Origin of the sequence: Pantoea sp. ANP04 (genome assembly GCF_041982285.1) — a bacterium.
GTDB lineage: Bacteria > Pseudomonadota > Gammaproteobacteria > Enterobacterales > Enterobacteriaceae > Pantoea > Pantoea eucalypti.
The window spans coordinates 80,183-93,434 of record NZ_JAUTYS010000011.1 but is presented as its reverse complement, the minus strand read 5'-3'; the positions used below and the strand labels follow the sequence as shown (position 1 = coordinate 93,434).

Genomic DNA, 13,252 nt, shown 5'->3' with positions numbered 1-13,252 from the left:
GGCCCGCATCGCGGGCCTTTTTAGCAATCAGCAACGATTACACTTTACGGAAAATCAATGAACCGTTGGTTCCGCCGAATCCGAAAGAGTTACACAGCGTGTATTCCAGACCAGAAACCTGACGCGCGGTGTGAGGTACGAAGTCAAGATCGCAGCCCTCATCCGGATTGTCGAGATTGATAGTCGGAGGAACAGCCTGGTCGCGCAGTGCCAGAATCGAGTAAATCGCTTCAACAGCGCCTGCGGCACCCAGCAAGTGCCCGGTCATTGATTTGGTTGAGCTGACCATCACACTGCTGGCCGCTGCCCCGAAGACCGATTTCACCGCCTGCGCTTCCGCTTTATCACCCGCTGGCGTGGACGTACCGTGCGCGTTGACATAGCCAATCTGCTCTGGCGTCATTTGGGCATCGCGCAGCGCATTGATCATGGCCGCCGCGGCACCTGAACCATCTTCTGGTGGTGAAGTCATGTGGTAGGCATCGCTGCTCATACCAAAACCTACGATTTCAGCGTAGATTTTTGCGCCACGCTTCTTCGCATGCTCGTACTCTTCGAGTACCACAATGCCGGCACCGTCACCCAGCACAAAACCGTCGCGATCTTTATCCCACGGGCGGCTGGCCGCTTGCGGGTTTTCGTTTCGGGTTGAGAGGGCACGTGCTGCACCAAAACCACCCACGCCTAATGGCGTACTGGCTTTCTCTGCGCCACCCGCCAGCATCACGTCAGCATCGTTATAAGCGATGATACGTGCAGCATGACCGATGTTGTGCACACCAGAGGTACAGGCTGTCGCGATAGAGATGCTTGGACCTTTCAGGCCATACATGATGCTGAGATGCCCCGCCACCATGTTAACGATGGTTGAAGGCACAAAGAATGGGCTGATTTTGCGCGGACCGCCGTTGACCAGTGAAGTATGATTCTCTTCAATCAGACCTAAACCACCGATGCCGGAGCCAATTGCCGCGCCAACACGGCCTGCATTTTCGTCGGTGACAACCAGACCACTGTCCTGCATGGCCTGCATACCGGCTACAATGCCGTACTGGATGAAGGCATCCATCTTGCGCTGATCTTTGCGCGAGATGTAGTCATCACAATTAAAACCTCTTACCAGACCTGCAAAACGCGTTGCATAAGCACTGGTATCAAAATGGTCGATCAGGGTAATGCCGCTCTGACCGGCAAGGAGAGCACTCCAGGTAGACTCTACGGTATTGCCGACAGGAGACAACATGCCAAGACCAGTCACAACTACACGACGCTTAGACACGTTCGTCCTCCAGGGAGGGGAAATAGGGAACTATGTGGGACAAACAAAAAAATCAGGCGGTCGAGCGACCGCCTGAAGATATTCATTAGCCTTTATGGCTATTGATATAGTCGATCGCTGCCTGAACGGTAGTGATTTTCTCAGCTTCTTCGTCTGGAATCTCAGTATCAAACTCTTCTTCCAGAGCCATCACCAGCTCAACGGTATCAAGAGAATCGGCACCCAGGTCTTCTACGAAAGATGCAGAGTTGGTGACTTCTTCCTCTTTCACACCCAGCTGCTCACTGATGATTTTCTTAACGCGTTGTTCGATATCGCTCATACTATTTAATTTCCTATCAAAACTCGCTTTCGCGATGGTTTTCGTAGTGTATAAAATGGTGAAAAAGATGCAACAAAATCCCGGCTGGTCGAACCACGATTTTGCGTTATTTTGCGGTTTTAACCGCAAATAAAGCAAATGATTTCGTGATTTATCAGACCATGTACATTCCGCCATTGACGTGCAGCGTTTCACCTGTGATGTAGGCTGCTTCGTCAGAGGCTAAAAATGCGACAGCATTGGCGATTTCCTGTGCATCGCCTAAGCGACCCGCAGGGACTTCCGCCAAAATACCGGAACGTTGATCTTCGTTCAGTGCCCGCGTCATGTCAGTCTCAATAAAGCCTGGAGCCACGACGTTGACGGTAATGCCACGTGACGCGATTTCGCGCGCCAGTGATTTGCTAAAACCAATCAAACCCGCTTTAGCTGCCGCGTAGTTTGCCTGGCCCGCATTACCCATGGTTCCAACAACGGAACCAATGGTGATGATACGGCCCACGCGCTTTTTCATCATGGCACGCAGGACCGCCTTAGAAAGGCGGAATACCGATGTGAGGTTAGTATCTAAGATATCCTCCCACTCATCGTCCTTCATGCGCATGAGGAGATTATCACGCGTAATGCCTGCATTATTGACTAAAATATCCACTTCGCCAAATTCCGCGCGAATATTCTCTAAAACGCTGCTGATGGAGTCAGCATCTGTCACATTCAGTAACAGGCCTTTACCCTTGTCGCCAAGGTAAGCACTGATGGCGTCGGCGCCATTCTGGCTGGTTGCAGTACCCACAACTTTAGCACCACGTGCCGCCAGGGTTTCTGCAATCGCACGACCAATGCCGCGACTCGCGCCGGTAACCAGCGCAACTTTACCTTCAAAGCTCATGATTTTCCTCTTATTCCTTACCGAGTGCAGCTGTCAGGGATGCTGTATCGTTAACGGCAGCCGCTGTCAGACTATCGACAATACGTTTCGTCAGACCGGTCAGGACTTTACCTGGACCCATCTCCAGGAGTTGCGTAACGCCCTGTTCTGCCATCGCTTCCACACTCTCAGTCCAGCGAACCGGGCTGTAAAGCTGACGAACCAGCGCATGCCGGATTGCCGCAGCATCGGTTTCTGCTTTCACATCGACGTTATTAATCACTGGCACCGCAGGCGCAGCAAACGTAATGTTTTCCAGCGCGACCGCCAGTTTATCCGCTGCGGGCTTCATCAGTGCGCAGTGGGAAGGCACGCTGACGGGCAGTGGCAGGGCACGTTTAGCGCCCGCGGCTTTACAGGCAGCACCTGCACGCTCAACGGCTTCTTTGTTACCCGCAATGACCACCTGGCCCGGCGAATTGAAGTTAACCGGTGAAACCACCTGTCCCTGCGCGCTCTCCTCGCAGGCTTTGCGAATAGCTGCGTCATCCAGGCCAATAATCGCCTGCATCGCGCCAGTGCCTTCTGGCACGGCTTCCTGCATCAGTTTGCCGCGCAGCTCAACCAGCTTCACGGCATCAGCAAAGCTGAGCACACCGGCGCAAACCAGCGCAGAGTATTCACCCAGGCTGTGACCGGCCATCAGGACTGGCTGTTGACCGCCCTGCTGCTGCCAGACACGATAGATAGCCACCGAGGCGGCAAGCAATGCAGGCTGAGTCTGCCAGGTTTTATTCAGCTCTTCAGCCGGACCCTGACTCACTAACTGCCACAGATCATATCCCAGCGCGTCCGAGGCTTCACGAAAGGTCTCTTCAACCAGCGGATAGGTCGCGGCTAATTCAGTCAGCATGCCCACGGTCTGTGAACCCTGACCTGGAAAAACAAATGCAATTTGCGTCATCTTTCGTTCCTGTCAATCAAAAGCGAACCAGCGCAGAACCCCAGGTGAATCCACCACCAAAGGCTTCCAGCAAAATAAGGTGTCCGGGTTTGATGCGGCCATCACGAACCGCTTCATCCAGTGCACTTGGCACCGATGCGGCAGAGGTATTGCCGTGACGATCCAGTGTAACGACTACTTTATCCATGGTCATACCGAGTTTTTTCGCGGTGGCGCTGATGATGCGCAGATTAGCCTGATGCGGCACCAGCCAGTCCAGCATTTCGCGATCGAGATTATTGGCCTGAAGCGTTTCGTCAACGATGTGAGCCAGCTCGGTAACCGCGACTTTGAAGACTTCGTTGCCTGCCATTGTGACATAAGCAGGCTGATCCTGATGAGCGCGATCCTGATAAGGCAGCGTCAGCAACTGGGCATAGCGACCATCAGCATGAAGATGAGTTGAGATAATCCCCTGCTCTTCGCTCTGACCCAGCACGACCGCACCAGCGCCATCACCGAACAGGATGATGGTACCGCGATCTTCAGGATCCAGCGCGCGCGCCAGAACATCAGCACCAATCACCAGAGCGTGTTTAACCGCGCCATTTTTAATGTATTGATCGGCCACGCTCAGCGCATAGGTAAAACCTGCACAGGCGGCAGCAAGGTCAAATGCCGCACAGTCTTTGATCTCCAGCATTTGCTGGATCATGCAGGCGGAGCTTGGGAAGGCGTGGCTGGAAGAGGTTGTGGCGACAATAATCAGCCCAATCTCGTTCGCGTCAACGCCGGCCATTTCAAGGGCGCGTTGCGCCGCACTGAATCCCATGGTGGCGACGGTTTCGTCAGGCGCAGCAATGCGGCGCTCACGGATGCCCGTACGGGTCACAATCCACTCGTCCGACGTCTCCACCATTTTTTCCAGATCGGCATTGGTGCGAACCTGGCTGGGCAGATAACTGCCCGTACCGATAATTTTGGTATACATCTAGGCTTTGTCACTCCTGGCTAATACAGCATCAAGGCGCGCAGCAATTCGCTCGGGAATTTGCTGCCTCACCGCCTGCTCTGCCTGTTCTATCGCCACGGCGAAAGCGTGTTGATTTGCTGCGCCGTGACTCTTGATCACTGTTCCGCGCAATCCTAACAGACAAGCGCCATTGTACTGGTCAGGGTTGAGTTGCCCGAAGCGCTTCGCCAGGCGTTTCTGGATTAAGCGTCCCAGCAACGTCAGCCACCATGACCGTTTTTTACCTTCCCCTGATGACTTCAGCAGAGAAAGAAACATTCTTACCACGCCTTCCATTGTCTTCAGCGTGACGTTTCCGACAAAACCGTCACAGACCATCACATCCGTTTTACCGGTAAGCAGGTCATTGCCTTCGAGGTAACCAATATAGTTGATTTGCGGTGATTCTCGCAGTACTACTGCGGCATCGCGAATAGTTTCCAGCCCTTTAGTCTCTTCATGACCAATATTGAGCAACGCGACACGGGGCCGTGAAATACCAAGCACATGCTCAGCCATTACCGACCCCATCACAGCAAACTGCACCAGCATGGCACTGTCTGAGTCAACATTCGCGCCCAAATCCAGTACCACCGTTTTACCCTGCTGCTGGTGCGGTAAAACGGACATCAGCGCCGGGCGTTTGATACCGTCCAGCGGTTTTAATAAGAGTGTTGATAGCCCCATCAGTGCACCGGTATTACCGGCGCTGATACAGGCCTGTGCACGTCCCTCTTTGACCATCTCCAGCGCGACACGCATTGAACTGCCGCGACTGTTCCGGATGGCCTGAGCAGGCCGCGCATCACTTGCAATAACCGATTCGGCAGGGATAACCTGCAAACGCCCCGTCAGGGAGGAATCCGCTTTGGCAAGCAATGGCATGAGGGTGTCGGGATTGCCGACCAGAAGAAGGAAAAGTTCCGAATGAGAGGCCAGTGCCTGCAATGCTGCAGGCACTGTCACGCAGGGACCGAAGTCCCCGCCCATGGCATCAATCGCCAGGGTCAAACGTGTCAAGGTATCGCCTTGCTAAGCAAGAAACTTACTTAACGATAACCTTGCGACCGCGGTAGTAACCATCCGCAGTGATGTGGTGACGCAGATGAGTTTCGCCAGAAACTTTATCTACTGACAGAGCAGCAGTGGTCAGCGCATCGTGCGAACGACGCATACCACGCTTAGAACGGGTGGGTTTATTCTGTTGTACGGCCATGGACCTTACTCCTATTACTTACGCTTTAAACTGGCTAATACGGCAAATGGATTTGGTTTCTCCGCCTCTGCAGGCAGTTTACCAAAGACCATGTCCGCCTCGGACACTTCACAGTGTTCAGAATCGTGCACCGGAACGACCGGCAGCGCGAGAATCAGTTCATCCTCGACAACCGCCAGCAAATCGATCTCACCAAACTCGTTGACATCGACCGGCTCGTACGCTTCCGGTAATGCTTCGGCCTGCTCTTCAGAAGAGACAGGGCTGAAGCAGTAACTCACTTTTACGTGATGGGGAAAGGTCTGGTTGCAGCGCTGACAACGCAACGTCACCTGTACTTCAGCAGTACCCGTCAGTACCGCCAGACGCTGGTTATCAACCGCAAACGACATGGCACAATCCACATCACTGTCCACACTAACGACCGACTCGGCCACACGCTCCACCTGTACAGATGTGTAGACACCCTGATAATCAAGGCGCTTCTGAGCGGTGCGGACAGGGTCCAGCGTTAGGGGTAATTTTACCTTTTGCATAGGGCGCGCATATTAACTTTGTAATGTCATAGAGTCAAAGAAAAAGGCCGTTAAACAGCATCTTTCAACCACTATTCGCATCCAGTGCGGCGCACAGTTTAAAATGACTGCCACCAATTCGCTATCACTATTGAAAAAAAATGACACCATCGATTCTTTTAGCTTCAACGTCGCCCTTCCGGCAGGCTTTACTGCATAAGCTTGGCTTGCCATTTATGACCGCCGCGCCGGAGGTTGATGAGTCCCCCGTGCCAGGTGAAACCGCCGAAGCGCTGGTAACACGCCTGGCCGTGGCAAAAGCGCAGGCGCTGGCAAAAACCTGGCCCAGCCACTGGATCATCGGCTCGGATCAGGTCTGCGTGCTGGATGGCACGATCACCGGAAAGCCTCACACGGCGGAGAATGCATGCGCGCAACTGCGTGCCGCCAGCGGTAAAGCCATTACCTTCTATACCGGTCTGGCCCTTTTTCATCCGGGCAGTGGCAGACTGCTGCAGTGCTGTGAGCCCTTTGTGGTGCATTTCCGCACCTTAACCGACGCCGAAATCGCTGGATACGTGGAAAAAGAACAGCCGCTGCAGTGTGCCGGCAGTTTTAAAAGTGAAGGGCTGGGAATTTGTCTGTTTGATCGACTGGAGGGCCGCGATCCCAATACGCTGATTGGGCTGCCGCTGATTGCGCTGAATGAGATGTTGCAGCAGGCCGGTATCAATCCTTTAACGGACTGATACCGGAGAGCCGTTACGCCTTCATCTGACGCAGTTTATTCAGGCATTGCTTCAGCCCGTCATCGAGTGGCGCTTCGACCCGCATTACTTCGCCCGTGCCAGGATGGGTAAAGGTCAGCGCCGCTGCGTGCAGGAACAGCCGTTTTAATCCGGTTGAGGCCAGCTGACTGTCAAAGTCACGTTCGCCGTAACGATCGTCAAAGGCGATGGGATGCCCGGCATGCAGTGTATGAACGCGAATCTGATGTGTGCGTCCGGTGACCGGACTCGCTTTTACCAGGGTGGCAAAGTCGAACCGCTCTTCCACTTTAAAGCGGGTTTCCGACGCCTTGCCTTCACTGCTGACGCGCACAACACGCTCTCCGCTCTGCAGGATGTTTTTCAGCAGCGGTGCCTGAACCACCTTCAGATGTGAGGGCCAGTTACCGCGCACCAGAGCCAGGTAATCTTTCTGCATGCCCTTTTCACGCAGTTGCTCATGCAGAGAACGCAGCGCCGAGCGCTTTTTAGCAACCAGCAGAATACCTGAGGTATCGCGATCGAGGCGATGCACTAATTCCAGAAAGCGCGCTTCAGGTCGCAGGGCGCGTAACCCTTCAATGACGCCAAAGCTAAGTCCGCTGCCCCCATGCACGGCGGTACCGGAAGGCTTATTCATTACCAGCAGCGACTCATCCTCAAACAGGATGGCATCAGCCAGTGAGGCAACCTTTGCCAGTTTAGGGGAAACAGCGTCTTCATCGCGTTCCGCTACCCGAACAGGCGGAATGCGTACCTCATCGCCCTCCTCCAGCTTGTACTCTGGCTTAACGCGCTTTTTATTCACCCGCACCTCGCCTTTGCGTACGATGCGATAAATCATGCTCTTTGGCACACCCTTAAGCTGGGTGCGCAAAAAGTTATCAATGCGTTGTCCGGCATTTTCAGCCGTGATGGCGACAAAATGTACGCCGGGATTCTCTGTTTTCATGGCGGCGATTCTAAATAGTGTCCCCTGATAGCGCCACCCCTTTTTCTGTGCTTAACTCAGGAGTTGGTGTGACGGCAAGTCGCCTCTCTGCTGGCTTTTTCAGCAAAACGCTGCATTGTCGGACACATTAACGCGTTAAATGTAAAGAAACTTCACAAGCTGGCTAAAGTCGCCTTGCTATATGAAGGTTAGCAATGGAATAATGCCTGAGTTTCCTAACTGATGCATTTCAGGGCAGAAACCGAGCGAAATTGTCATTTTGCCGGATTGAGCAGACACGCAGCAATGGCGTAAGACGTAATGCGAAATCAGGCACTTAGCGGGCTGCGGGTTGCGGCCTGGACAGCAGTATGGGATGCACGGGTTTTCTTTATTCTCTCAGGCATTTCCACTATCTGGTGCTGTTTTCCCTTATGAAAAACAGGCCACCGACGTTATTTGCGCCCCTCGCGCGGTCGACAGCCGTGAGGTTGACGACATTGCACTAAGTCACGGGGCCATCGGTTGATACTCGTCCAGGGTAATTATGCCCGCAGCTGTAATCACTCATGAAAGAATAACGAGTAAGTCACGATGAAAAGAATGTTAATAAACGCAACTCAGCAGGAGGAGTTGCGCGTTGCCCTGGTTGACGGTCAGCGTCTGTACGATCTGGATATTGAAAGTCCTGGACACGAACAGAAAAAAGCCAACATCTACAAAGGTAAAATCACGCGCATTGAACCCAGCCTTGAAGCTGCGTTTGTCGATTATGGCGCAGAGCGTCACGGTTTCCTCCCGTTAAAAGAAATCTCCCGCGAATACTTCCCCTCCAGCTATAACGCGCATGGTCGTCCGAATATTAAAGACGTGCTGCGTGAAGGTCAGGAAGTTATTGTTCAGATTGATAAAGAAGAACGCGGCAACAAAGGCGCTGCGCTGACCACCTTTATCTCTCTGGCGGGCAGCTACCTGGTCCTGATGCCGAATAACCCACGTGCAGGCGGTATCTCTCGCCGCATCGAAGGTGACGACCGTACAGAATTAAAAGAAGCGCTGTCGGCGCTTGACCTGCCGGAAGGCATGGGACTGATTGTCCGCACCGCCGGCGTCGGCAAATCTGCCGAATCGCTGCAGTGGGATTTAAGCTTCCGCCTTAAGCATTGGGAAGCGATCAAGAAAGCCGCTGAAAACCGTCCTGCTCCGTTCCTGATCCATCAGGAGAGTAACGTGATTGTCCGCGCTTTCCGCGACTATCTGCGTCAGGACATCGGTGAAATCCTTATCGATAATCCTAAAGTTCTGGAACTGGCACGTCAGCATATTGCTGCGCTGGGCCGTCCGGACTTCAGCAGCAAAATTAAGCTCTACACCGGTGAAATCCCGCTGTTCAGCCATTATCAGATTGAATCGCAAATCGAATCCGCTTTTCAGCGTGAAGTCCGCCTGCCTTCCGGTGGCTCGATTGTCATCGACAGCACTGAAGCGCTGACCGCGATCGATATCAACTCAGCACGCGCAACGCGCGGCGGTGACATCGAAGAGACGGCGTTCAACACTAACCTTGAAGCCGCTGACGAGATCGCCCGTCAGCTGCGCCTGCGTGACCTGGGCGGCCTGATCGTTATCGACTATATCGATATGACGCCGGTACGCCATCAGCGCGCAGTTGAAAACCGTCTTCGCGAAGCTGTTCGTCAGGACCGCGCCCGTATTCAGATCAGCCACATTTCGCGTTTCGGCCTGCTGGAGATGTCCCGTCAGCGCCTGAGCCCATCATTAGGTGAATCCAGTCATCACGTTTGCCCACGCTGTAGCGGCACCGGCACCATCCGTGATAACGAGTCACTTGCTTTGTCGATTCTGCGTCTGATTGAAGAAGAAGCACTGAAAGACAACACCAAAGAAGTTCACGCTATTGTTCCGGTTCAGGTTGCCTCCTACCTGCTGAACGAAAAACGTGAAGCGGTCAACGCGATTGAAAAACGCCAGGGCGGCGTGCGGGCAATCATCGTTCCTGATGACAAGATGCAGACCCCGCACTACTCCGTGCTGCGCGTACGTAAAGGCGAAGAGACCCAGACCCTGAGCTATCATCTGCCGAAGCTGCACGAAGCCGAAATGGCGATGCCGTCGGAAGAAGAGCATGCAGAGCGTCGTCGTCCTGAGCAGCCTGCTCTGGCCGCGTTTGTGATGCCTGATGCACCGCCGGCTCCGGTAGAAGTTGAGCCGGAAGCGCAGCGTGCTGAAGTTCAGCCAGCGGCAAAAGCTAAACCTGCGGTGGCTGCACCTGCGACGGCCAGCACCGGTTTCTTCGGGCGTCTGCTTGGCGGCCTGAAAAAAATGTTTGCCAGCGAAGAAGCGCCTGCTGCTAAACCTGTGACCGCTGAGGTTGCTGAACCGCAAAAAGCGCCTGAAGGTGAGCAGGAAAACAACAACGGTCGTGGCGAACGACGCAGCAACAATAACAACCGTCGCAATAACAATCGTCGTGAGCGTACGCCGCGTAACGGGGATAACGCACAGTCGCGTGAGGGCCGTGAGCCTCGCGAAAGTCGTGAACCGCGTGAGAGCCGTGAACCGCGCGAAAGCCGCGAGCCACGTGAAAATCGTGAGCCGCGCGAGGGCAATAATAACAACCGCCGCAACAAGCGTGAGTCTCAGTCAGGTGAAGTACGCGAAGAGCGTCCGGCACTGAGCGAAGAAGCGCGCCAGCAGCGTGATGAGCAGCAGCAACAGCGCCGTGAACAGCGCGCTGAACGTCAGCGTCGTCGTCAGGAAGAGAAACGCGCCGGTGAAGAAGCCGCCAAAGTAGCTGAGCAGCCAGCAGTGGTCGCAGAAGCCCTGGACGCGACCGAGGTGCAGGATGATGAGCGCGTACAGGTTATGCCGCGTCGTAAGCCGCGTCAGCTGAACCAGAAGGTGCGTGTTGATGATAACCGTCAACCTATGCCAGCCGAAGCCAGCGACTTTGTCCAGCCTGCCGAAGTGCGTCAGCCTCAGCCAGCTGAAGTTGCACAGCCGCAGCCTGAGTTCCAGGCGCAGCAGAGTGACGAACAGGATGACAGCGACAACCGTGATAACGCCAATATGCCACGTCGCTCACGTCGTTCGCCACGCCATCTGCGTGTGAGCGGACAGCGTCGTCGTCGTTACCGTGATGAGCGTTACCCGACGCAGTCAGCCATGCCTCTGGCCGCAGCAGCAGCGTCTCCCGAGATGGCCTCTGGTAAAGTCTGGATTCGCTATCCGGTGAGCCAGGCCAGCGAAGAGCAGGTGCAGAATGTGACACACCAGACACCCGCGTACAGCGCGGAAGAAACAGCAGTGGCTACCCATGGCCTGCCCGTGGCTGCCGCTGTGGAATCGGGTGTGCAGGACGCGCCAGTGCAGCATGCTGAGCCGCAGGCAGAAACGCCAGTGCCGGTCGTCAACACTGATGATACCCGTGCTATTGACGCCCCGGTTGACGAACAGCCTTCTGTGGTTCCGGCTGCCGATGAAGTGAAAGCAGACGCTGTCGCGGCTGAAGCCGTGCCTGCTGAACCCGTCACTGAAGCGCCGGTTATGACACCTGCTGTTGAGACGGTACAGCCTGCAGAGGTTGCACAATCATCAGAGGTTGAACAGCCTGCGGACGTTACTGAGCAGTCAGCCACTGATGTCAGTGAAGAGATCGCAGCCGAGGTTGAAGAAGTGCTGAATGCGCCAGTCGCAGCAGAGGCTGAAACAGCACCGGTTCGTGAACCTCATGCTCCGGTTGCTGCACGTGATATCGCGCCGGCGGAACCTGTGAAGGCGACCGAACCTGCAGTGTCATTGCCTGCCGACGCATCTGTGCCAGCAGCTGCAGCTGTACCGAACGACGGTACACGCTGGAAGCATTTTGCTTCTGCGCCAATGACCAAAGCGCCTGCGCCAGTCTGGCAGTCAGAACCGGCTCCGCACAGTGATTGGGTGCGTGCACCGTATGAGTTCGACGGTCGCGGTTCTGCAGGAGCGCATAGCGCCACCCATCAGGCCACTGCACCGGCAACCAAGCCGTAACGCATAAGCTGTTGTGAACCGAACCCCGGCCTTAAAGCCGGGGTTTTTTTATGGCTGCAATTCTGCCCGCCAGCCGGATTACGGATAAACAGTCTCTGCAGGGGTCTCGTCAGGCAACAACGAAGGTTTACTCCGGCATTTCGGCAGGTAGGCTGTTGGGCTGTGGTGGGTGATTCCGGAGTCCGTGCGGTGAATACGTGAAAGCAGGATAACCATGCGAATTATTTTCCGCTGTCACAGAACCTGGTTTAAAAGCTAATGTTCCCGCCCGCCATCAACCGAATCGCAGGCAAAAAAATCCCACCCTCCTTTATCGGGAGAGTGGGGAAAAGTAAGCGCATCCGGTTAAAGTACGCCTAAAATTTCAGGTCAGACTACGAATTCATCTGGAACAGTGACATCTTGGACATATCAGTAAAGGTCTTGTACGACGCCTGAAGGGCTGTCTGCTGCATGGTATAGCTGGACGCCGCCTCGGTTAAATCTACGTTAACCAGGTCACTCATCTGCGAGTTATAGATCACACTGCGGTCATCGCCCTGGGCATTCAGCGTATCAATCTCGCCAAGCTGAGTACCAATTTCAGAAACCACTTTTGAAACATTATTCAGCGCATTACCCAGACCACGGTTAGTTTTATCCATCGCATCCTGGAAGGTCTGTTTGGTTGCGGCGTCTGCGTTATCCTGCGGCACCTTCAGTGCCGCAATGGCACTGTCCAGCATCGTAAAAACATTGGTTTCGCTGGCGCTGCCATCCGGCTCTTTGGTGGCATTGCCGGTGATCGACATAAAGATGCTGTCACCGGTATGCGCCACGGTCATGGTACGACTGGTGTCGACCTTCTGGGTGATTGCCTCGTTACCGCCTGTGTAGCTGACGCCGGTGCCTGCCGTATCAACAAACGGCGCGCTGTCGGTTTTATAACCGGCAAAAATATAGCGTCCATTGGCATCTTTGCTGTTGGCCTGGTTCAGCAACTGGGCGCGAATGCCCTCCAGCTGGGTGGCAATCGAACCACGGTCATCGTCGCTCAGCGTTCCGGTTGAACCGTTAACGATCAGTCCCTGCGCCGCAATGATCCCATTGGTTACGCCTTTCAGCGTATTATCTTCCAGTGATAAACCCTGTTCGGCAAACGTCCGCGCCAGCGCAAACTGTTTACCCTGCTGCTGAGTCTGGGTCAACACCACAGCGCGTGACGCCGCAATGGGATCGTCCGAAGGGTTAGTTACGCGGCGGCCGCTGGAGAGCTGCTCGCCCACTTTCAGCCAGGAGGCCTGTGAGTCAGTGATGCCACGCACCTGCTGCTCAAAAATCATATTTGTACTGATTCGCATGTTATCTCCTGC

Annotated in this window: 12 protein-coding genes; 2 read left to right on the top strand and 10 right to left on the bottom strand. The window is 54.6% G+C overall.

All coding sequences use genetic code 11. From position 1 onward, the window contains the following. Positions 1-37: 37 nt before the first annotated feature. The 8 genes from fabF to yceD all read right to left on the bottom strand — a co-directional run bounded on the left by fabF (position 38) and on the right by yceD (position 6,176). Positions 38-1,279: a beta-ketoacyl-ACP synthase II gene (gene fabF, locus Q7C21_RS15670; RefSeq protein ID WP_008925932.1), complete on the bottom strand. Its 1,242-nt coding sequence runs from the start codon at positions 1,277-1,279 to the stop codon at positions 38-40. 85 nt (positions 1,280-1,364) lie between these two features. Beyond that, positions 1,365-1,601, bottom strand: coding sequence for an acyl carrier protein (acpP, locus tag Q7C21_RS15665; RefSeq protein WP_003849865.1), 237 nt, complete (start codon positions 1,599-1,601; stop codon positions 1,365-1,367). A 154-nt stretch (positions 1,602-1,755) separates the two neighbouring features. After that, the gene (fabG, locus tag Q7C21_RS15660; RefSeq protein WP_003849866.1) at positions 1,756-2,490 is read right to left on the bottom strand and encodes a 3-oxoacyl-ACP reductase FabG; all 735 of its coding nucleotides are present in this window, start codon (positions 2,488-2,490) and stop codon (positions 1,756-1,758) included. 10 nt (positions 2,491-2,500) lie between these two features. Further along, entirely contained in the window at positions 2,501-3,433 is a 933-nt protein-coding gene (gene fabD, locus Q7C21_RS15655) for an ACP S-malonyltransferase (protein WP_003849867.1), read from the bottom strand. A gap of 16 nt (positions 3,434-3,449) precedes the next feature. Continuing rightward, complete coding sequence (locus Q7C21_RS15650) at positions 3,450-4,403, bottom strand: beta-ketoacyl-ACP synthase III (RefSeq protein ID WP_003849868.1); 954 nt, start codon at positions 4,401-4,403, stop codon at positions 3,450-3,452. Continuing rightward, positions 4,404-5,444 carry a phosphate acyltransferase PlsX gene (gene plsX / locus Q7C21_RS15645; protein WP_003849869.1) on the bottom strand — a complete coding sequence of 347 codons (1,041 nt, stop codon included), beginning with the start codon at positions 5,442-5,444 and terminating at the stop codon, positions 4,404-4,406. It lies immediately after the preceding gene. Between the two features lie 25 nt (positions 5,445-5,469). Beyond that, a complete protein-coding gene (gene rpmF, locus Q7C21_RS15640) occupies positions 5,470-5,640 on the bottom strand; it encodes a 50S ribosomal protein L32 (RefSeq protein ID WP_003849870.1) in 171 nt (56 codons plus the stop codon). A gap of 14 nt (positions 5,641-5,654) precedes the next feature. Beyond that, entirely contained in the window at positions 5,655-6,176 is a 522-nt protein-coding gene (gene yceD / locus Q7C21_RS15635; RefSeq protein WP_008925931.1) for a 23S rRNA accumulation protein YceD, read from the bottom strand. Between the two features lie 140 nt (positions 6,177-6,316). On the opposite strand from yceD, the gene Q7C21_RS15630 reads away from it, so the two are divergent. Continuing rightward, entirely contained in the window at positions 6,317-6,904 is a 588-nt protein-coding gene (locus tag Q7C21_RS15630; protein WP_003849872.1) for a nucleoside triphosphate pyrophosphatase, read from the top strand. A 13-nt stretch (positions 6,905-6,917) separates the two neighbouring features. Here Q7C21_RS15630 and rluC read toward each other — a convergent pair whose 3' ends face one another. Then, complete coding sequence (gene rluC / locus Q7C21_RS15625) at positions 6,918-7,874, bottom strand: 23S rRNA pseudouridine(955/2504/2580) synthase RluC (RefSeq protein ID WP_003849873.1); 957 nt, start codon at positions 7,872-7,874, stop codon at positions 6,918-6,920. Between the two features lie 573 nt (positions 7,875-8,447). On the opposite strand from rluC, the gene rne reads away from it, so the two are divergent. Beyond that, the gene (rne, locus tag Q7C21_RS15620) at positions 8,448-11,900 is read left to right on the top strand and encodes a ribonuclease E (RefSeq protein WP_375150867.1); all 3,453 of its coding nucleotides are present in this window, start codon (positions 8,448-8,450) and stop codon (positions 11,898-11,900) included. A 374-nt stretch (positions 11,901-12,274) separates the two neighbouring features. Here rne and flgL read toward each other — a convergent pair whose 3' ends face one another. Continuing rightward, positions 12,275-13,240 carry a flagellar hook-associated protein FlgL gene (gene flgL / locus Q7C21_RS15615; RefSeq protein WP_003849876.1) on the bottom strand — a complete coding sequence of 322 codons (966 nt, stop codon included), beginning with the start codon at positions 13,238-13,240 and terminating at the stop codon, positions 12,275-12,277. Positions 13,241-13,252: the final 12 nt, after the last annotated feature.